Raw genomic sequence first — 19,223 nt, 5'->3', positions numbered from 1 at the left:
ACGTAAGTTGTATGTTTCACTTCACCAATATTTGCCCGCTCACCACTAAACTACTCAAGATTAGGTGAACCGTTTTCCTCTCGTTCGATTTCGACCACAAAAAGCAAAAGCCACTCTATTTCAGAGTGGCACCAATAGTTCATCATCTTTTTTATTTAAACTTTCCGGAGACGCCGATCGATATTTTCTTGCATCAGTCGCGCGATTTCCCGCGAATCGTAATCCATTTGCATAAGGACTAATCCAAATTGGACGAGCGCATCTCGACATGCCCGATCTGTGCTTTCTGTAACTCCTCATCCAGTTTGCCGGTCAACATGAGAAACACCATACGAAAATCAGCAACCAGTGACCACAACGGATGGCCGAACGTGGCCGGTTTGTTTCCCTCAATGAAAAAGTGACTGTACCACGCAAATCCATACGCAATCACAGGCGCCAACAACAGCCACTTCCATTCCATGGTGACCAACGCCAACACTGCACACACCACCACCATGGATGTGCCCGCCGCATGCCACTGTCGCGTTTTTTTCTTGCTGTGCTGTCTCAGATAGTGTAGCCAGAACGATTGGAAATCAGTGAACATGCGAACACCTCCCTTTTTGTTTGACCGATTCAACACCTCGGTTTGAGATGGGGATATTTGTGCAATTTCCGATACAACGTGGTACGGCCGATCCCAAGCAATCTGGCAGCCTCCGAAAGATTCCCGCGTGCAGCTTGAATCGCCTGTGCAACGGCCCGCTCCTCGGCGTCGTTGATCGAGAGTAAAGAAACCGTCTTTTCCGATCCAGGCTCTTCGCGCCTCAGCAGAGGCAAGTCCTGAAGGCTGATCCAATCCACTCCTCGAATCAAACACGCTTGATAAGCCGACTGCCGGATCACTTGCCGCAGTTCACGGAGATTTCCCGGCCAATCGTGCTGTTCGAGGATGGGCCACACTTCATCTGAAACCCCGATGGCACGTCCCAGCTCCTGCTCCACCTTCTTCAAAAAATGTTCCGCCAACAAACGCAGGTCTGTCCGCTCCCGAAGAGGCGGCAGAACCAACTCCATCTCACGCAGACGGTAAAAGAGATCAGCCCGGAAACGTCCTTCAGCGACAGCCTGTTCCAGATTCTGATGCGTCGCGGCGATCACGCGCACATCAACCGGGATCGGCCGATGAGAACCGATCCGGGTCACTTTCTTTTCCTCCAAAACACGCAACAACACCACCTGTGAAGCTGGCGGCATGTCCCCGATCTCGTCCAGAAATAGCGTGCCTCCGTCAGCCGCTTCAAACTTCCCTTTGTATCCGTCCTTTCGCGCTCCCGTAAATGCCCCTTTTTCGTAGCCGAACAACTCCGACTCCACCAGCGTCTCGGGAATCGCCCCGCAGTTGACGGCAACAAACGCACCTTTTCTTCCGCTGGCCTCGTGAACGGTACGTGCCAGCCGATCCTTGCCCGTCCCCGTTTCCCCACGGATCAGCAACGTAAGGGGGGAAGGAGCGATCCGAACAGCCAGCTCAAACACTTCCCTCACCTTGGGGCAACCCACTACCAGATTGGAAACGGGTTCCTGTTTGTCGGAATGGCTGTCTGCCGGAATCCGACCAGTAAGATGAATGCGAAACGTCCGTTTCCGCTCATCTTGGATGGGTTTAGCCACCCAGGAAACATCGCTGTCTGCGAGGGCGGGCTTCAGAACGCTCACATCTCGGTCCGATCTTGTCAGCAGCACTTTGACATCGTCGGGATCAAACCAACGGGTCAGCGGTTGCCCGATGCAATCCGCCATCGCGTGTCCCAACCACCTGGCCGCGGACTGATTCACCCGGGTGATCTGCCCATCCGTATCGACGGCGATCATCGGGTGACTCATACTTTCCATCAGTGCGTCCGCTTCCCGCATTTGCAAGACCAGTTCGCGTCGGGCTTGATGCAGCAACAGACGAGCCTGACACGCTTGTGCGGCCGTGATCACCATCCCCAACGTATGGGGATGATGCAGCCGGGCGTCTCCGCTGACGTCGAGAATCCCCAACAGTTCTCCCGTCGGTGAATACAAAGGAGCCGCATAGCAGGTCAAAAACCGGTTCTCTTCACAATAATGCTGGTTTCCCCAAACCGAAACCGGTTTGGATTCTGCCAAGGATGTACCGATCGCATTTGTCCCCTTCACCCGTTCTTCCCAATTGGCCCCGATATCCAGCCGGACCCGAGACGCACGATCGGTAAACGGCGGATCTCCCCACTTGGCTACGATATATCCGTCCCGATCCGATACCAACACCATGAAAGAGGAATGCCTTACCTGCATGTACAGCGTTTCCAATACTGGCGAGCAGGCTTGGAACAGATCACGCATCCGCTCCCTTCGGTCTTCCAGTTCGCCGTCGGTCAGCAACTCGTCCTGCACGCTTTTGGGATCGACACCCCATTTGCGACTTCGTTTCCACGAGGATGCCAACATCGGGGGAAGCTCGTTTTGTTCCGGCTCCGCTTGCATAAAAATCCCTCCGCGGTCGACTGAGACGTGTCGGATACATCATGTCCGCTTTTTCGACTCTACGCTAAGCAAAACGTTGCCGTCTCACCCATTGATCAGACACACCCAGTGTCTTCCAAATTCGAGTATAGCGTTTATGTTCGGAAATTTCAATTGATTTCAGAAAAAACTGTTCCAAACTGAAACACCGATACACCGCTGGAACAAAAACGGAACAACTGATGGCCTTGATTTCGCGATGTAGAGTTTGGCATAGAATTTGCTCTTTCTTGATGGGCGGAAACGCTACCAAACTATTTTGCAAGGAGGCTGGGAAGGATGAGCGTCACGTTGTCCGGCTACAAAAAGCCCAATACAGAAGGGAGCTTGCTTCACTACCGGTCTCAGTACGAAAACTTCATCGGTGGAGAATGGGTGCCGCCTGTGGGCGGAGAGTATTTCGACGACATCTCTCCGGTTGACGGTCAAGCGTTTACCCGTGTTCCCCGCTCTCGAAAAGAAGATATCGAGTACGCTCTGGACAAAGCACATGCCGCCAAGGAAAAATGGGCGAACACCTCCGTCACTGAGCGTAGCAATATCCTACTGAAAATCGCGGACCGTATGGAGGAAAATCTGGAGAAACTGGCCTTGTCAGAAACCTGGGACAACGGAAAGCCGATCCGTGAAACGCTGAATGCCGATCTGCCGCTGGCCATCGACCACTTCCGCTATTTTGCCGGCGTGATTCGCGGTGAAGAGGGCAGCATGTCCGAGATTGACGCCAGCACAGTATCGCTTCATATCAAAGAACCGATCGGCGTCGTCGGACAAATCATCCCCTGGAACTTCCCGCTCCTGATGGCGGCGTGGAAACTGGCTCCCGCTTTGGCCGCCGGCAACTGTGTGGTGCTGAAACCGGCAGAACAAACACCGGCTACCATCCTGCTCTTCATGGAATTGATCGCTGATTTGCTCCCGCCGGGTGTGGTAAACGTGGTCAACGGTTTCGGACCGGAAGCGGGTCAACCGCTCGCTTCGTCACCCCGTGTGGGCAAAGTGGCCTTCACAGGCGAAACGACTACCGGGCGCCTCATCATGCAGTACGCCTCCGAAAACATCACGCCAGTTACGCTGGAGCTGGGTGGAAAATCTCCGAACATCTTCACGGAAAGCGTACTGGAAGCCGATGATGAGTTCCTGGATAAGGCTCTGGAGGGCTTCACCATGTTTGCCCTCAATCAGGGGGAAGTCTGCACCTGTCCGTCCCGTGCGCTCATCCAGGAATCGATTTATGACGCCTTTATGGAACGGGCACTGGAACGGGTGAAGAAGATCAAATTGGGTGACCCGCTCGACCCAACCACGATGATGGGTGCGCAAGCCTCCAACGATCAATATGAAAAGATCCTGAGCTACATCGCCCTCGGCAAGGAAGAAGGAGCCAAATGCCTTACCGGCGGACGACCGTACCAAAACGAACGCTACCCGAACGGCTTCTACATCGAGCCGACCGTCTTTGAAGGTCACAACAAAATGCGCATCTTCCAAGAGGAAATCTTTGGTCCGGTCGTATCCGTCACCACGTTCAAGGACGAAACGGAACTGCTGGAAATCGCCAATGACACGCTGTACGGCCTGGGTGCTGGTCTCTGGACACGCGACGTGCATCAAGCCTACCAAATCGCCCGGAAGATCGAAGCCGGCCGTGTGTGGGTCAACTGCTACCACCTGTATCCGGCACACGCCGCCTTCGGCGGGTACAAACAATCTGGTATCGGGCGGGAAAATCACAAAATGATGTTGGAACACTATCAGCAAACGAAAAACGTCCTGATCTCCTACGACAAGAATCCGATGGGATTCTTCTAAACCCGGGAGTTGGTGTTGATGGAAACGGTCAAACGCGTACTCGTCACCGACGAGGCCAAACGCGTGATTGAGCAGTTGCGAGCCGAACACGGCGAGCTGATGTTTCACCAAAGCGGCGGTTGTTGTGACGGTTCCTCCCCCATGTGTTTTCGCAAAGGGGAGTTCCGGGTCGGTTCCAGCGATGTGTTGCTCGGCGAAATCGACGGTTGTGAATTCTATATGTCCCGTTCCCAATTCGAATACTGGCAGCATACGCAGCTTACAGTGGATGTCACCCCCGGCAGGGGTGCTTCATTCTCCCTGGAAATCCCGTTGGGTGTGCGCTTCCTCATCCGTTCCCGACCGTTTACGACGGAGGAACGGGAACGGCTGGAGCCAATTCGCATCCCCGGTTGATCAAACCCTTTTCTCAGCAAAATTGTCCGTTCCTAATCCAGGCAGGGTCGTTGGTGATCCTGCCTTTTTCTTTGATTTAGATAATTTGTCAGGAGCGTATTTTCATCCGCTGAACAATGGCCAACAATGCAAATGAAAGCAACACTGTGGAAGCCACCCAGTAAGCGGCCAACCGTGTGTCACCCGATTCCACGGCAATATAAATGGCGGTGGGGATGGTTTGCGTTTTTCCCGGGATGTTTCCGGCCACCATCAGAGTCGCACCAAACTCCCCCATCCCTCTCGCAAATCCGAGCACGTACCCCGTCAAAAGTGATCGCCACGAAAGCGGCAACGTGATATATCGGAAGACTTGCCATTCTCCGGCTCCCATCGATCGGGCTGCATCTTCCAATTCCCGATCGACCGACTCAAAACCGTTCTTCAGCGTCTGATATACCAGGGGAAAAGCTACCACAACCGCAGCGATCACGGCTGCCCACCAAGTAAACAGTATGGGCTGATGAAACAACCACTCCATCGCTTGTCCGATCCAGCTTTTTCGCCCCATCAGGACGAGCAGTCCAAAACCAACCACCGTGGGCGGAAGGACAAGGGGCAGGATCAACAATGTCTCTACCGCACTTTTTCCATAAAAAGAATGTCCTTTCATCCACCATGCGGCTACTAGGGCGATAACAAACACGAGAATGCTGGCAACCCCGTTTACTTCCAAGGACAACCAAATAGGAGACCAGAAATCCTGATTCATCATGTCGGATGATGTGCCTTTTCAAATCCGTATTTTTGGAAGATATTCATTGCATCGGGGCTGCGCAACCAATTGTAGAAATCCCGTGTTTGCTTGGGGCGCGGGGTCGATTTGATCACACCAATCGGATACACGATCGGTTGATGCGTTTTCGGATCAGCCTCAGCCACTACTTGTACATCATGGGCAGTTCGGATATCCGTCCGATACACGATTCCCGCATCAACATTTCCCGTTTTTACATAAGCGAGCACTTGACGAACATCACCTGTGAACACCAACTTGGATTGCACCTGTTTCCACAGGTTCATGTTTTCCAGTGTTTGTTTCGCATATTGACCGGCCGGTACCGTTTCCGGTTGCCCGATCGCGATCGTTTTGATTTGGGGGGATGGTAAATCGGAAAACCCCCTCGCTTTCACGTGGGACTCTTTCGGCACGACCAGAACCAATTCGTTACTGAGCAAATGGGTACGGTCACGCGGATCAACGATCCCTTCCCTAACCAATGCATCCATCTCTTTTGCTCCTGCAGAGATGAACAGATCCGCAGGTGCCCCTTGCTCAATTTGCTGTTTGAGCTTGCCGGAAGACGCAAAACTGGTCACAATTTGGACACCGGGGTGTGTGGACTCATACCGGGACTTGATTTCTTTCATGGCATCCGTCAGACTAGCTGCCGCCAAAACCGAGATCTCCACCGGTTGTGAATGAGCTTGATTTTCTCCCCGATTGCAAGCAACTACTATGAACATCATCAGCACGATCGCAATCCAACTGAACAATTGAGCGAGTCGTCTCATAGGGACCTCCACAAGAACATGTTTATTCATATCCACGTATCTCAGATTATTTCTATTTTAGCATGAAAAAGCCCGGCCGGTATTGGCCGGGCAAAGTGATCCGGGCGAGCCTTCTACAGCCCTCGAAAAATGGAGGGGCATTTTTATTGCTTCGTCCATTCATTTCTGTTCCGGCAGAGGAATCTTCACCTGGTACTTGTACACTGTGACATCGTACGGTCGGATTTTCAACTTTTCGGGGACTCGGTAAAGGTCCGGAACTTCCAGCACCCAGCGTCCGTTGTCGTTGAGGACCAATCCCGAATATTCCTTCCCAGACTCATCGTACACCAGCCATAAATTTTCTTTGGCGATCAGAAGAGGGTCCTCATTTTCCACCACGGAAGTTTTGGTCAAGTCGACGAGCAGATGGTTCGGCGTTTTTGGCAAGGAGGCGGTTGTTTTGCCCAATCTCGCATTGTTGAGCGTGTAGGCGGCGCGGTTCAACCGGATCGTCTGCTCCCGGCCAGGAATGAATTCATAAGTTTTGTCGGTCAGTTCAGCCAAATAGACGGCATCAAACAGCAAATACAACGGTTTTTTCGGAAGAGGACCGAAATTGTATTCCTCTCCACCGCCGCCTTTGGGAAAGACGTGATAACGCATGACCCATTTTTCCTCATGGTGCGTGCCGGAGATCACCTCGCCACTTTGATCCACGATCTGGTATGCAAAGTGAAGTTCCGGGCGCCGTTCTTTGTGCCTGGCCTCTTCTTGTCCATTCAGGCGAACACCGGCAACAATCTGCGCACTGGTGGGAGTGTAAGACACTTCCTTGAGCGTGAATGCAAACTTTCCGTCGGGGGTCACCCTTTGCTCACCGGGCTTGAATTTTTGCACACGGGCTTTACTGAGATCCAGAGGGATTTTCAACTCCCAATTTCCTTGAACGCCCTGAATGGACTTGGCCTTCACGACCAAGGTGATCCGGGAATTTTTGGGTTGGTTGAAACCCTTTAAACCGACCATTTCCGACCGCCAATCTTTGGCAGGTCTGTGAGACTCCATGGTATTGATCCATTTCCCCTGTGCATCAAACAATTTGGAACGAATGGCCAGAAAATGACGGTCTTTGCTGATGTCGCGCACATCCAGGATCTTGCCGTCCCTCTCCACTTGGTATATGAAATACACCTCATTGGTGTTGGCCAGCACTTCCGTGACACGCAACGTATATCCTTTGTCCGTCACGCTGTAGCCGTTGCGGTATTCATTTTTCTTGACAACTCCGGGGAGTAAACCGAAATCCCGGAAAGTGGCCGTCAAATATTCCGCAAACGTCGGTGAAGCCCAAGCGGTGATTCCGATTCCCAACACCAGAAAAGCGAAGGCCGCGGCGGTTCGCTTCATCCATTTGAATCCGGATTTTCTTGCCCCCGATTCCGGTCCGGCGCCACAGGCGGACTTCCGAGCAATCCTCTCTACTTCCTTCCGCACTTCCGCCACAAAGGAGTTCGGTAGGGACGGTTCGGTCAAAACCTCACGGAACTGCTGATCCTCATCTTTCCACTCGTCCAGCAAAGATCGGCACGCCGGGCACTTCAACAGATGGGCCGCCGTCTGGCTCCTCTCTTCCGGTGACAGTTCACCATCCAGATACGCGAACAACACGTTCAGACCGGGACATTTCATGCTCCATTCCCCGCTTTCCTGAGCGTTTTCTGTTCTCTGAGCTTCTTCCTCGCCCGGTAGAGGCGGTTTTTCACATCATCAACCGTGATGCCTAGCACGTGAGCAATCTCCGCGTAACTCAAATCATCCAGATACTTGAGCAGAAACACCCTCCGGTAGTGTTCTGGCAAGTCATAGATCCGGTCCATGAGCGACCGGTATACCTCCTGTTTCAGAACGATGCTTTCAGCGCTTTCGCTTCCGGGCGGCTCCCCATCGGTCGGGACGGCGCCCATTCTGTCGCGCTTCCGGAGTTCATCCACGCAGCGGTTGAAGGCGATCCGATACAGCCAGGTGGAAAAGCGACGTGAAGAATCAAACCGCTGAAGGTTCCGGTACACCTTGATGAACACTTCCTGCGTCAAATCCTGGGCGTCTTCCGGATTACCGATCAACCGGAGCATGAGGCGGTACACGCGGTCCTTGTAGCGGAGAACCAGGGCATCAAACGCATCCAGGTCTCCGGCGAGAACCTGCCGTACCAAGGTCAGATCATCCGGCATGTCCTGCACTCCCATCTGTCTGCTGATTTCTGTTTCACCCTTGATACGCTGGAGAGTCGGCGACTTCTCACCGGAAAAAGAAAAAACTCCGCGCCAGGAATGGCTACGGAGTAGAGTATGAAGAAGAACGAGTCACGAAACACCCGGTTTTCACGTTTCGCTTTTCCTGCATCCACAAAGGTACTCCTCATCCAGCAGGTAATACTCACTTGGTCTTCCCAGCGGCCATTGATCTTCAAACACATTGCCAATCAGCCAGCTGTTATTCCGGAGAAATCAGCTTCAATGCGCCAAAGTCATCTATTCACTTGGTCTCCGTCAGTTCCAAAAACAGATCGACATCTTCGAGTACCGTATCCACGGCCGATTGCCAAAATTCCGGTTGAGTCAAATCGACACCGAGGTGTTTCTTTGCAAGATCTTCCACCGTCATGCGACCCGTATCGCGCAACAGCGCCACGTATTTCCGGGCGAACGACGGCCCCTCCGCCTGTGCACGGGCGTAAATACCCGTGCTGAACAGGTAACCGAAGGTGTACGGGAAATTGTAAAACGGTGCACCGGTAATGTAAAAGTGGAGTTTGGACGCCCACATATACGGATGGTAGACACTGAGTGCGTGGTGAAATCCGTCCTTTTGCGCCTGCAACATGAGTGCGTTCAATTCCTCCACGCTGACCGGGCCTTGTTTGCGCCGTTCATAAAACCGCGTTTCAAACAGGAAACGAGCGTGAATATCCATGAAAAAGGCCACTGCGCGCTGCAGTTTGTCTTCCACCAGTTTCAATTTTTCCTTGGCCGATGAAGCGTGGCGAATGGCAGCGTCAGTCACGATCAACTCCGCGAACGTAGATGCCGTTTCCGCCACGTTCATCGCATAATCCTGGGCAAACTCGGGCAAATCGTTCATCACGTGCTGATGGTACGCATGACCCAGCTCGTGTGCCAAGGTGGAAACGTTGCTGGCTGTCCCCGCATAGGTCATGAAAATCCGAGATTGGCGGGAAAGTTTGAAACTCGTACAGAAACCGCCGGGGCGTTTGCCGGGACGATCCTCCGCTTCAATCCAACGGTTCTCAAACGCATGGCGGGCAAACTTTGCCATCTCCGGATCAAAGTGCCCGAACTGTTCTACGATGAAATCCGCGGCCTCATCATACGGAATCTGTTTTTCCTCTCCCGGAAGGGGGGCACTCAAATCGTACCAACTGAGAGCGTCCACTCCCAGCAACAATGCTTTTCGGTCCATGTAATAGATCAGGCGGGGCTTGTTTTTCTCGATCACTTGCCACATCGTCTCCAGGGTTTCCGCCGACATTCGATTGTCGTCGAGCGGTTCCTTCAACACCGAATCCCAACCCCGGTGCCGGTACAAATTCAAGCGATATCCCGCCAAATGGTTGAGTGATGCGGCACACAGCTCCGCCTCCTGCGACCACGCTTTTTCCAGTGCGGCAAAAGTGGATTGGCGCACGCGGCGATCGGGGTGGGACAACCGATTGGACGCCTGCCCGACGGAGAGGTGAACGGTTTTTCCTTTCTCCTCCACAGGGATCTGTATCCTGCCGACGACGGTGTTGTACAGTTGACCCCAAGCATGGTATCCGTCAACGGACAAATCTCCCGCCAAAGTTTCCATCTCGGGAGAAAGTTTCTCCTTGGCATGCCGACGCCGTTCTTCCAAGAAAAAGGCGATCGGCTGAAGTCGTTCGTCTTGCAACAATCCCGCCCAATCGGAATCCGGCACTTTCAAGAGTGCGTCATCCATCGCCGTCATCGCGGCCCGGTAAGCGGCCCCCAATTGCGTCAGTCGTCCCCGCCACAACTTCGCTTTTTCATCCTTCACATCCTGAGCGGTCAGACAACTGACGAAAGCGCTCGCCTGATACAACCGACTGGTGGCTTCTTGTGCACGCGTTAACGTCTCATGCCAACGATCAGGGGTCGCCGGCTTGAGAGTGGCCAGTTTCGTGATATCCCGCTTCAGTTCATCAATCCGCCGCGACAGGTCGTTGACGAACTGTTCAAACTCAGGAGATGCACTCCCTCCTGGAAAAAAGGAATCCAAATCCCATTTCATGTTATATTTTTGTTTGCCCATGTCATCACCCTTCTCGCTGATTTCCCATCCATCATCTCATCCGATGCCCATGTTCTCTAGAACGTGTCTGGTAAATACTAATCCGATTGCTTTTCCGGCTCGCTCTACCTGCCGTTCTGCACGGAAGCAGATAGTTGCCGCCATAATCAAGTACCCTAGTGATTCACTATGTAACAACAAAGCATGATTTTCCTCTTTTTATCATAACGCAAGTCGACAATAAAAAAGAGGGGGAGATCCTCTCTCCCCGTTTAATGGGTGTGACCGCTAAATGCCTGCAACGCATCCTGCACCAACGTCACGGCCTGAGCCATGGCGGAACCTCCACCGAAAGCGGCGGATACCGCGGCAGCCTCCATCACCTGCATGTCATTGGCTCCTTGGTCCACCGCTCCTTTCGTGTGGTACAAGATGCAATACTCGTCATTGGTGAGGACACCCAGCGCCAGACCGATCAGGTGCTTGACCTGACTCGAAAGCTCTCCGTCGGTAAAACATGCATGGGTGAATGCATGGTAGTGACGAGCCACTTCCGGGAGATGGCGCTCCAGCTCACCCAATCCTTCCTTGTATTCCTGCAGGGCATCGTGAATAACGGAATGGTCCATGTATCATCCGTCCTTTCGGGCATGATATGGTTTGTTTGACATTGCTAGCATTTGCCCTTCATGGGACAGACATGCATGCAACACGTCATCACTCTACCCGCAGGACGATTTTTCCGATATTCCGGTTTTCTTCCATATATCGGTGCGCTTCCCGCACTTGTGTCCATGGCCATACGCGATCAATGATCGGCCGCAACCGCCCATCGGCAAACCGTTTCCATGCAAATTGGGTAAAATCGCGAACTAACTGAGCTTTGTACGCCACACTCCTCGCACGCAAGGTGGTGGCGATCACATGAATTCGTTTGGCCAGCAACGGTGCCAGATTCACCTCAGCCACCTTGACCCCGCCCAACGCGCTGATGAGGATGATCCGACCGTCAGCCGTCAGGCATTCCACATTTTGATGCCAGTACGGCGCGCCGACGAAATCGAGGACGGCATGCACGCCTGCCCTGTCGGTCGCTTCCATCACTTTGGGGGCGAAAGGGCCTTCCTTGTAGTTGAACGCCGCGACCGCACCCAACTCCCGACAGAACGCCAGTTTTTCCTCCGTCCCGGCGGTGACGATCGGGATGAAACCGGCTTCTTTGGCCAGTTGAATCGCGGCCGTGCCCACGCCACTGGCTCCCGCGTGAATCAGTACGTACTGACCCGCTTTGAGTTCAGCCAACCAAAACATCGCCTGATAGGCGGTGAGAAACACTTCCGCGATCGCCGCCGCTTCCGTGAAGTCCATGTGCTCGGGTATCGGCATGGCCAATGATTCGGGAATGACGGCATACTCGGCATACCCACCCCCGGGAAGCAGGCCGAACACCCGATCTCCCTCGCGAAACTGTGTGCATTGCGTCCCTGCCTTTTCCACAATCCCCGCCATTTCCAAACCCAGAATGGGACTTGCACCCGGCGGCGGCGGATAATGGCCGCGTCGCTGCAAAATATCCGCCCGATTGAGGGCCGTCGCTTTCACTCTTACCAGCAGCTCATCCGGCTTGGGTTCGGGAGTTGGATATTCACCCAAGTACAGTTGTTCCACGCCACCGGGTTCCTTCACGAGAATCGCGCGCATCACCCGTCTCCTTTCCCGTGATTGGCTCGCCGTAGAAAACCGTGGAAGAACCGCCTCGCCCGCATTTTCATCAGATCAGGCGGTAGACAGCGCTTCACACAGCACTGTCGGCCATATCACGCACGGCCCAGTGCCTGTTTGATCTCCTGCACTTGCTGCCCAAATTCCGCATCGGACAATACCGGCTCCGCTGCCGACGTCTCCCGGATCAGCTCTTCCGGCAAGCGGATCCACGAACGACAACCCAGATACTCCTCCAGAATCGGCACTTCCAACGGGCGCTCCAACCGGTAGGTGCGCACCAAAAGCAAATGCAACGGTTGTTTCCGTTTCCACTTTAACCGTTTCACGGCAAAGTCGGGCACCCAGATATGGAACGACGACAAACGATTCAGTGCCTCTTCGTCCAAGATTTCGATGTCTTCAGCCAGGCGGGCAAAATATTTGACGGTATTGGTCTTGGCTTCCGGGTTCCACTCTTTCATTGTTTCTTGCAGCTTGTCCTGGAATTCCGGTTTCACCAGATCGGCTTGCTCCTGCTGATGTTCATAAGTGGGGTAAAGGAAGAAAGCATCCGCTTCCACTTGGAAATGACGGGTTTCCTCATGAATACCCCCTTTGCGCATGAGCAAAATCTGCTTTCCTTCCGCCAGCGCTTCCACTGCAACAGCCCATTCTTTCAATGCAATCGGTGTCAACGTTTGCACCGTCATCTGTTTTCCTCCTTCATGCTTATTGATTAGGATCAATCAGTCAGACGTCAGGAAGAGGCATCATTTGTAGCGGCAATGTATTGTTCCAGCGCTGCCTGCCAATCTCCTTTTGTCCCCACCCGCATGCTAGTCATCTGCCACCGGCAATCGGGTGTTGGGATCGTCGTACTGACGGAATGTATGATTCCTTCCGCTCTCCCTTTCAGTTGAAGCCATTGCTTGTCCGTATCCGCCATCTTTTTCCCGTTGGTGTATCATGGACAAACGGAATCCGAAGAAGAAGGTTGATTGAAAAGCCGCCACCCGCTTGCATGCGGAACATCTTGTATCCTTATTGTACCATGATCCATTTCCGAACACGGCAACCGTTCCGTGACAGATTGGTCAAACAACACGAAAAAACACCGCTCCCTAAGCGGTGTATGTTGCTGAACAAGTGGTGGACCACTCGCGATTTCAAGTGAAATGAAAGATTTGAGATTTGTCTTCTCAGCTCGTTCCGCCTTACGCCCTGATGTACGCAATGTCCAATTCCGAACACGGCCCCTCTGTCATCGGGGTGGCGGAATCTGCTTCTGCGGCTGTTGTCGGCGCAGCTCATCCACCTTTTTCAGATCAGGCGTTGATTCCACCATCTGCTCGACAGCATCGATATGTTTGGGTACATCGCGATCGCCGCCCTTCATGTTGCGGTTCACATTCGTCCCTCCCTTCTCTTCTCATAAAGTGCCTCCGGAACTTGAAAACTATACAATTATTTTTTGTATATTCCAAAGATAATAATGAGCATATCTCTGATCTGGTGAGCGTGCTGATTTTGTGTTAATGTAATTTCAGTCCTTGATTGATAGGAACGAAAGGATCGAAGCAACATGGCATGGTTTGCGATTGCCGCGCTCAGTTCGCTTACGTTCGGACTGGCCGGATTCTTTATGAAAGTGAGTGCCGCTCGACGCGGTTCTGTGGCCCATCTGCTCCTGGGCCTGTATCTGACCGGGACATTGGGCTTTTTACTATGGATGTGGAGGGAAGGGACATTTCGGACAGATGTGCCGACGCTGGTGGGCGGCCTCCTGCTCGGCTTGGGATCGACCTTAGGCAACTTGCTGTTTATGAAGGCGTTGGATCACGGTCCCGCCAGCTTGACCACCCCGTTAGTGAACACCAATATTTTGCTGATCATCCTTTTCTCCGTGATCGTCTACGGAGAAAGATTGTCCTGGTTTGAAACCGCCGGGGTAACCCTGTTGGTGCTGGCGATTCTGCTCATTCCCATCGACCGCAATGAAAAACTGGCCATTCGCAACCCGCGCTGGTATGCCCTGTTGTTGATGGCTACCCTGCTGTTCTCATTCCGTAACGGTGGACTCAAAGTGACACAGGAAATGCACATACCCGGTACACCCGTGTTGTTTTACGGATACGTGCTCGGCCTGATCTGGTTTGTGGTGGAGGTACTACGGCAACCGCGGTCGGGGGACACGGAAGCGCGCAAGGCAGCCAGGACGGGACTGGTTTGGGGGTTGTTGAGCGGCATCTTCTCGTTTTTGGGCATGCAATTGTACTCCGTCGCACTGATCGACGGCCCCGCTAGCATCGTAGCCCCGATGTTTGCCACCAACAGCCTGATCGTCGCCATTTTGTCCATTCTGATCTACCGGGAGCGATTATCGATCTTGCAAACCTGCTCCCTCGTCTTTTTGTTCGCCGGTTTGATCCTGATCCGCCTGTGAGGAGGGAATGATTCGTGACCAACCGTCCGGCGCCGGACTTCTGCCTGCCCCCCATTGACAGAGAGGAAACCATCTGCTTGAGACAATTTCGCGGTCATGCTGTCTGGCTGTCGTTTTGGGTGACGTGGTGCGGAGCGTGCCAACAGGACCTCCCACAAAAAGAGGTGCTGTACCGCTCCGTCCGCCATCCCCGGTTTACGTTTTTGACCATCAATGTCACCGGACGGGAAGCTCGCCCGGAGTCCGTCCCTGAATTCCTTCGTGAACGCGGGTACACCTTCCCCGTGCTGAAAGACGACGGCCGCCGGGTCTATGATGCGTTCGGCATCACCTCAGTTCCCGCCACGGTATTGATCGCACCTGACGGCACGATAGCCGGTATCTATGACGAAACCGTGCCGATAGTGAAGATCCTGAAGGAGCTAGAGCGGATTTTGCCGGAGGATTCAAACTGACTTCCTAGAAATCACTTGATCATGGTAAAACCCCATTACACGTTTTTTCCAACAAGCAAAAAACGGTCCGCTATAGAAGCGGACCGTTTTTCTGCTCACCATTATTTTTGTGCTACTTGTTCTCCATACAAGCGATACGCCGCGTGCAGGGTGGGACCCACGTATTGGTTGAGCGGGAAGCCGTGACGAATGGCTTCGGTGATAAACGCCTTGGCCGTGTGGACCGCTTCCGGAACGGAAGCGCCTTTGGCCAGCTCGGCGGTGATGGCCGCCGAATACGTGCATCCGGCTCCGTGGGTGTACGTAGTGTCGATACGATCACCTTCCAGGATATCGAACGTTTCTCCGTCGTACAAAACATCGACCGCCTTTTCGTGTTCCAACTTGCCGCCACCTTTGACGAGCACGTATTTCGCGCCCAACTCGTGGATTTTCTTGGCGGCTGCTTTCATGTCTTCCACCGTGCGGATCGGGCCGTGTCCGCTCAACTGCCATGCTTCAAACAGGTTGGGCGTCACCACGGTCGCCCGGGGCACCAACACCTCGCGCAGGGCGACGGCCGTTTCCGGATGAAGCACCTCGTCCGTTCCCTTGCAGACCATGACGGGGTCAATCACCACATTGTTCAATTGATAACGGTCAATCGTCTCCGCCGCCAGCTCGATGATCTCCACGGAGCCCAGCATCCCGGTTTTCATCGCGTCGACACCAATACCCTCGACGATCGTTTTCAACTGCGCTTTCAACGTATCTAAGGCAACAGGAAACACCTGATGTGCCCATCCGTTGTCCGGGTCCATCGCCACGATCGTCGTCAACGCGGTCATACCGTAGACGCCCCGTTCCTGAAACGTTTTCAAATCGGCCTGAATGCCCGCTCCTCCACTGCTGTCCGATCCTGCGATGGTAAGTACTTTACGAATGCTCATGATTTGTCCCTCCTCATTTCCAAATCCGGTTTTTCCTTCAATAAACGCATGCCATTCAGTAACACCAAAATCGTTGCACCCATATCTGCTCCGATCGCCAGCCACAAGGTCAACCAACCCGGTATCGCCAGCAAAAAGGCCAACACTTTGATCCCGACAGCAAACGCGATATTTTGCCGGATCACACGAAGAGCCGCCCGGCTCAGTCGAACAGTAAACGGCAGTTTGCTCAAATCATCAGCCATCAGGACGATGTCCGCCGTTTCCAGGGCTACATCGCTACCAGCCCCGCCCATGGCGATTCCCACATCGGCGGTTGCCAGCGCTGGAGCATCATTGATCCCGTCGCCCACCATTCCGACCGGTCCGCCCGCCTCAGTATAATGGCGGATTTTACGCACTTTATCTTCCGGCAACAACTCTGCACATATTTCGTCTATACCGGCCCGATGGGCTATGGATCGCGCCGCCTTGGCATGATCTCCGGTCAACAGCACCATACGGCGTAGACCGAGCTGTTTCAGCGCATGAATCACCTGAGCGGCATTGTTCCGCAATTCGTCCGTGAAGGCGATGATCGCCAACGCTTCCCGATCCCTTCCCAAAGCGACAACCGTTTTCCCTTCATCCTGCAATTGGTTGATCGCCTCGTGCCAAGGACCGAGATCAAATCCCTCTTCTTCCATCCAACGCGGACTGCCGATCCAATAGGGGGTCCCGGCGATGTAGGCCTTCGCTCCTCGGCCGGGTACGGATTTAAAGTGGTCCACATGCGCCACCGGAACCCGTTTTTCCTTCGCTTTCCGAACGATGGCCAGCGCCAGCGGATGTTCGGACAGCCGCTCGATCCCCGCTGCCAGTGCCAACACCTGCGGTTCACTCTGATCCTGCAGGGGGATGATGTCCGTCACAACGGGTTCACCGTGGGTCAGCGTGCCGGTTTTATCGAAGGCAATCGTTTGGAGTGTGCCCGCCTTTTCCAGGTGTAGACCCCCTTTAATCAGCACACCGTATCGAGCCGCGTTGCCGACGGCCGTCACGACAACGACCGGTGTAGAGACGACGAGGGCACAGGGACAAGCCACGATCAGCAACGCCAACGCTTCATACAGCCAGGGCTTCCACGCCGCTCCCAGTACCAACGGCGGGATGATGGCGATGGCAAAAGCCAAAGCCAACACGATGGGCGTATAAACGCGGGCAAACCTGTCGACAAACGCCTGTGCCGGCGCTCGCTGCTCCTCGGCTTCCCCCACCAGAGCCACGATCTTGGCAATGGTGGTCTCTTCCGCCCTTCGTGTCACCCGTACCTCGATTGCCCCGGAATGATTAAGCGATCCCGCAAACACCTCATCTCCCGGTGACTTTTCCACCGGCAGGGACTCCCCGGTGATCGCCGCCTGATTGACAGCCGTGCTCCCTTTGACCACTTCGCCGTCGGCGGCGATTTTCTCCCCGGGACGGACGATCAGCACGTCACCCACCTTCAACTCTTCTACGGGAACGGATTGTTCCACCCCTTCGCGACGTATTGTCGCCGTTTTCGGCGCCCAATCCATCAATGATCGAATCGAGGCACGTGCGGATTCCATCACGGTTCGTTCCAACCAACCGCTGACGCCGAACAAAAAGGCCACTACCGCCGCTTCCTCCCAGTAGCCGATAGCCCATGCTCCCGCCACCGCTATGGTCATCAACGCGTTCATATTGAAATCCAACCGCAGCAATCCCACCATACCGCGGCGGAAATGGTTCCATCCTCCCAATACCGTGGCCGCGGCAAACAAACTGATGAAAAGCGTCGAAGAAAGCTCCAGCCATTCAGCCAGTTCGGCGAGCAAAAGAAGCACCAAAGCGGTGGCGCTTGAGAGAAACAATGGATCATTCAAACGGAACCGTCCCAAACCAATATGCTCTTCCCGCCTGGCCACCCGGATGTCGTCAAACGCCCCCAGCTGTTCCACTTCCTCGATGCTCAACTGGCGCCCCCTCACCACCAGCCGGGACGTAGCCAGATGAACGCGAGCATCGATCACTCCCTCCGCTTGACGCACTTTTTCTTCAAACTTGGCCGCACAATCAGCGCAAGTCAATCCCGTCAACGGGTAGACATGCTGTTCGCGATCCTTCGCCTGTCCCCTGAGTGTCACCCGTTATCCCCCTTTGAAATCACACAAGCATGATTCCCGCTTATCCACATTGTATTGCGAAAAGGTGGAGAATGAAAGCGGTGGGACATTCTCCCCCACCCTCGCCCATACACATAGACAAGAAAGCGAAAGGAGCGAACACAATGAACTGGTTGGAAGCGATGGTACTGGGTATCATCCAGGGATTGACCGAATTTTTGCCGGTGAGCAGCACGGGGCATCTCTACCTCGGCCGTCATTTGTTCGGGCTGGATTCTGCCGGTTTGTTCCTGGACACGATGCTCCACCTCGGTACACTCGCAGCAGTGATCGCCGTATATGGAGACGAACTCGCCGCCATCTGCCGCAAACCGCTGGGCAAAACGGGACGGCTTCTGATTGTCGGCACGATTCCCGCAGTAGTGGTGGGCATCACTTGGGAAGATACATTGGAGGCGATCTCGCAAACGGGCGTCACCATCGGATGGGAGTTTCTCATCACCGGCGCGGTATTATACTGGGCTGACCGGATAAAAGCAGACGGTCACAAAGGGATCAACGACCTTACCTATGCCGATGCACTATGGATCGGTTTGGCCCAAAGTGCAGCCATTTTACCCGCCGTCTCCCGATCCGGGATGACCATCGCCGCAGCGTTGTGGCGAAACGTCGAGACAACCGCCGCAGCCTCCTATTCGTTTTTGCTCTCCATTCCGGCCATCGGCGGCGGTGTCCTGTTGCAAGGTGCCAAACTGTTGGACGGTCGGGCAGAGCACATCCCCCTGTCCTCCCTTTTGATCGGTACAGCCATGGCCGGGGTCTGCGGTTACACGGCCGTCCGCTGGATGGTCCGCATTCTGAGCCGCGGATCACTCAAAGGGTTTGCCTGGTACGTGTGGGTCTTGGGGGCGTTCATTCTGTTGATACAGTGGTCGGGACATTTTTAACCCCCAAGTAATCCGGACTGTACACC

General features: G+C 54.0%; 19 protein-coding genes. 5 read left to right on the top strand and 14 right to left on the bottom strand.

The features are described from left to right. Positions 1–238 precede the first annotated feature (238 nt). Together KI215_RS02935 and KI215_RS02930 are read right to left on the bottom strand one after the other, a co-directional pair. The gene (locus tag KI215_RS02935) at positions 239–589 is read right to left on the bottom strand and encodes an Mpo1-like protein (RefSeq protein ID WP_212774099.1); all 351 of its coding nucleotides are present in this window, start codon (positions 587–589) and stop codon (positions 239–241) included. Positions 590–618: 29 nt separating this feature from the next. Beyond that, positions 619–2,496 (bottom strand): sigma-54-dependent Fis family transcriptional regulator, encoded by a 1,878-nt coding sequence (locus tag KI215_RS02930; RefSeq protein WP_212774098.1) that lies wholly within the window; start codon positions 2,494–2,496, stop codon positions 619–621. 318 nt (positions 2,497–2,814) lie between these two features. On the opposite strand from KI215_RS02930, the gene exaC reads away from it, so the two are divergent. Both exaC and KI215_RS02920 read left to right on the top strand, forming a co-directional pair. Next, positions 2,815–4,347, top strand: a complete 1,533-nt coding sequence (gene exaC, locus KI215_RS02925) for an acetaldehyde dehydrogenase ExaC (protein ID WP_212774097.1) — start codon at positions 2,815–2,817, stop codon at positions 4,345–4,347. 18 nt (positions 4,348–4,365) lie between these two features. Further along, the gene (locus tag KI215_RS02920) at positions 4,366–4,743 is read left to right on the top strand and encodes a DUF779 domain-containing protein (protein ID WP_212774096.1); all 378 of its coding nucleotides are present in this window, start codon (positions 4,366–4,368) and stop codon (positions 4,741–4,743) included. A gap of 88 nt (positions 4,744–4,831) precedes the next feature. On the opposite strand, the gene modB is transcribed toward KI215_RS02920, so the two are convergent. The 10 genes from modB to KI215_RS02870 form a co-directional block, all read right to left on the bottom strand. Then, positions 4,832–5,497, bottom strand: coding sequence for a molybdate ABC transporter permease subunit (modB, locus tag KI215_RS02915; RefSeq protein ID WP_212774095.1), 666 nt, complete (start codon positions 5,495–5,497; stop codon positions 4,832–4,834). Then, positions 5,494–6,297: a molybdate ABC transporter substrate-binding protein gene (gene modA, locus KI215_RS02910; RefSeq protein ID WP_212774094.1), complete on the bottom strand. Its 804-nt coding sequence runs from the start codon at positions 6,295–6,297 to the stop codon at positions 5,494–5,496. Before modA ends, modB begins: the two co-directional genes overlap by 4 nt. Before the next feature lie 159 nt (positions 6,298–6,456). Continuing rightward, positions 6,457–7,968 carry a DUF4179 domain-containing protein gene (locus tag KI215_RS02905; protein WP_212774093.1) on the bottom strand — a complete coding sequence of 504 codons (1,512 nt, stop codon included), beginning with the start codon at positions 7,966–7,968 and terminating at the stop codon, positions 6,457–6,459. Beyond that, complete coding sequence (locus tag KI215_RS02900; protein WP_212774092.1) at positions 7,965–8,510, bottom strand: RNA polymerase sigma factor; 546 nt, start codon at positions 8,508–8,510, stop codon at positions 7,965–7,967. Before KI215_RS02900 ends, KI215_RS02905 begins: the two co-directional genes overlap by 4 nt. 304 nt (positions 8,511–8,814) lie before the next feature. Next, positions 8,815–10,611, bottom strand: a complete 1,797-nt coding sequence (locus tag KI215_RS02895; RefSeq protein ID WP_212774091.1) for a M3 family oligoendopeptidase — start codon at positions 10,609–10,611, stop codon at positions 8,815–8,817. Positions 10,612–10,862: 251 nt separating this feature from the next. After that, positions 10,863–11,219, bottom strand: coding sequence for a carboxymuconolactone decarboxylase family protein (locus KI215_RS02890; protein WP_212774090.1), 357 nt, complete (start codon positions 11,217–11,219; stop codon positions 10,863–10,865). Positions 11,220–11,307: 88 nt separating this feature from the next. Continuing rightward, a complete protein-coding gene (locus KI215_RS02885) occupies positions 11,308–12,291 on the bottom strand; it encodes an NAD(P)H-quinone oxidoreductase (RefSeq protein WP_212774089.1) in 984 nt (327 codons plus the stop codon). 116 nt (positions 12,292–12,407) lie between these two features. Continuing rightward, positions 12,408–13,004, bottom strand: coding sequence for a DUF1802 family protein (locus KI215_RS02880; protein WP_212774088.1), 597 nt, complete (start codon positions 13,002–13,004; stop codon positions 12,408–12,410). A gap of 47 nt (positions 13,005–13,051) precedes the next feature. Continuing rightward, complete coding sequence (locus KI215_RS02875) at positions 13,052–13,240, bottom strand: hypothetical protein (protein ID WP_212774087.1); 189 nt, start codon at positions 13,238–13,240, stop codon at positions 13,052–13,054. Between the two features lie 315 nt (positions 13,241–13,555). After that, positions 13,556–13,702, bottom strand: a complete 147-nt coding sequence (locus KI215_RS02870; protein ID WP_212774086.1) for a hypothetical protein — start codon at positions 13,700–13,702, stop codon at positions 13,556–13,558. A gap of 174 nt (positions 13,703–13,876) precedes the next feature. Here KI215_RS02870 and KI215_RS02865 point away from each other — a divergent pair, with 174 nt between their 5' ends. Together KI215_RS02865 and KI215_RS02860 are read left to right on the top strand one after the other, a co-directional pair. Continuing rightward, the gene (locus tag KI215_RS02865) at positions 13,877–14,737 is read left to right on the top strand and encodes an EamA family transporter (RefSeq protein WP_212774085.1); all 861 of its coding nucleotides are present in this window, start codon (positions 13,877–13,879) and stop codon (positions 14,735–14,737) included. A 14-nt stretch (positions 14,738–14,751) separates the two neighbouring features. Further along, on the top strand, positions 14,752–15,192 hold the full coding sequence (locus tag KI215_RS02860) for a TlpA family protein disulfide reductase (protein WP_212774084.1): 441 nt from the start codon (positions 14,752–14,754) through the stop codon (positions 15,190–15,192). Positions 15,193–15,293: 101 nt separating this feature from the next. Here KI215_RS02860 and pdxK read toward each other — a convergent pair whose 3' ends face one another. Both pdxK and KI215_RS02850 read right to left on the bottom strand, forming a co-directional pair. After that, positions 15,294–16,121: a pyridoxine/pyridoxal/pyridoxamine kinase gene (gene pdxK / locus KI215_RS02855; protein ID WP_212774083.1), complete on the bottom strand. Its 828-nt coding sequence runs from the start codon at positions 16,119–16,121 to the stop codon at positions 15,294–15,296. After that, entirely contained in the window at positions 16,118–18,271 is a 2,154-nt protein-coding gene (locus tag KI215_RS02850) for a heavy metal translocating P-type ATPase (protein WP_212774082.1), read from the bottom strand. Before KI215_RS02850 ends, pdxK begins: the two co-directional genes overlap by 4 nt. A 143-nt stretch (positions 18,272–18,414) precedes the next feature. Here KI215_RS02850 and KI215_RS02845 point away from each other — a divergent pair, with 143 nt between their 5' ends. Next, a complete protein-coding gene (locus KI215_RS02845; protein ID WP_212774081.1) occupies positions 18,415–19,197 on the top strand; it encodes an undecaprenyl-diphosphate phosphatase in 783 nt (260 codons plus the stop codon). Positions 19,198–19,223: the final 26 nt, after the last annotated feature.

It is taken from the genome of Polycladomyces abyssicola, assembly GCF_018326425.1.
Classification (GTDB): Bacteria; Bacillota; Bacilli; order Thermoactinomycetales; family JIR-001; genus Polycladomyces; species Polycladomyces abyssicola.
The sequence above is the reverse complement of the archived record's forward strand: the minus strand, read 5'-3'. Positions and strand labels throughout refer to the sequence as shown.

Excerpts from the sequence above, each read along its gene's own strand:
- KI215_RS02935 (WP_212774099.1), bottom strand. The coding sequence starts at position 589 with ATGTTCACTGATTTCCAATCGTTCTGGCTACACTATCTGAGACAGCAC.
- KI215_RS02930 (WP_212774098.1), bottom strand. The coding sequence starts at position 2,496 with ATGCAAGCGGAGCCGGAACAAAACGAGCTTCCCCCGATGTTGGCATCC.
- exaC (WP_212774097.1), top strand. The coding sequence starts at position 2,815 with ATGAGCGTCACGTTGTCCGGCTACAAAAAGCCCAATACAGAAGGGAGC.
- KI215_RS02920 (WP_212774096.1), top strand. The coding sequence starts at position 4,366 with ATGGAAACGGTCAAACGCGTACTCGTCACCGACGAGGCCAAACGCGTG.
- modB (WP_212774095.1), bottom strand. The coding sequence starts at position 5,497 with ATGATGAATCAGGATTTCTGGTCTCCTATTTGGTTGTCCTTGGAAGTA.
- modA (WP_212774094.1), bottom strand. The coding sequence starts at position 6,297 with ATGAGACGACTCGCTCAATTGTTCAGTTGGATTGCGATCGTGCTGATG.
- KI215_RS02905 (WP_212774093.1), bottom strand. The coding sequence starts at position 7,968 with ATGAAATGTCCCGGTCTGAACGTGTTGTTCGCGTATCTGGATGGTGAA.
- KI215_RS02900 (WP_212774092.1), bottom strand. The coding sequence starts at position 8,510 with ATGCCGGATGATCTGACCTTGGTACGGCAGGTTCTCGCCGGAGACCTG.
- KI215_RS02895 (WP_212774091.1), bottom strand. The coding sequence starts at position 10,611 with ATGGGCAAACAAAAATATAACATGAAATGGGATTTGGATTCCTTTTTT.
- KI215_RS02890 (WP_212774090.1), bottom strand. The coding sequence starts at position 11,219 with ATGGACCATTCCGTTATTCACGATGCCCTGCAGGAATACAAGGAAGGA.
- KI215_RS02885 (WP_212774089.1), bottom strand. The coding sequence starts at position 12,291 with ATGCGCGCGATTCTCGTGAAGGAACCCGGTGGCGTGGAACAACTGTAC.
- KI215_RS02880 (WP_212774088.1), bottom strand. The coding sequence starts at position 13,004 with ATGACGGTGCAAACGTTGACACCGATTGCATTGAAAGAATGGGCTGTT.
- KI215_RS02875 (WP_212774087.1), bottom strand. The coding sequence starts at position 13,240 with ATGGCGGATACGGACAAGCAATGGCTTCAACTGAAAGGGAGAGCGGAA.
- KI215_RS02865 (WP_212774085.1), top strand. The coding sequence starts at position 13,877 with ATGGCATGGTTTGCGATTGCCGCGCTCAGTTCGCTTACGTTCGGACTG.
- pdxK (WP_212774083.1), bottom strand. The coding sequence starts at position 16,121 with ATGAGCATTCGTAAAGTACTTACCATCGCAGGATCGGACAGCAGTGGA.
- KI215_RS02845 (WP_212774081.1), top strand. The coding sequence starts at position 18,415 with ATGAACTGGTTGGAAGCGATGGTACTGGGTATCATCCAGGGATTGACC.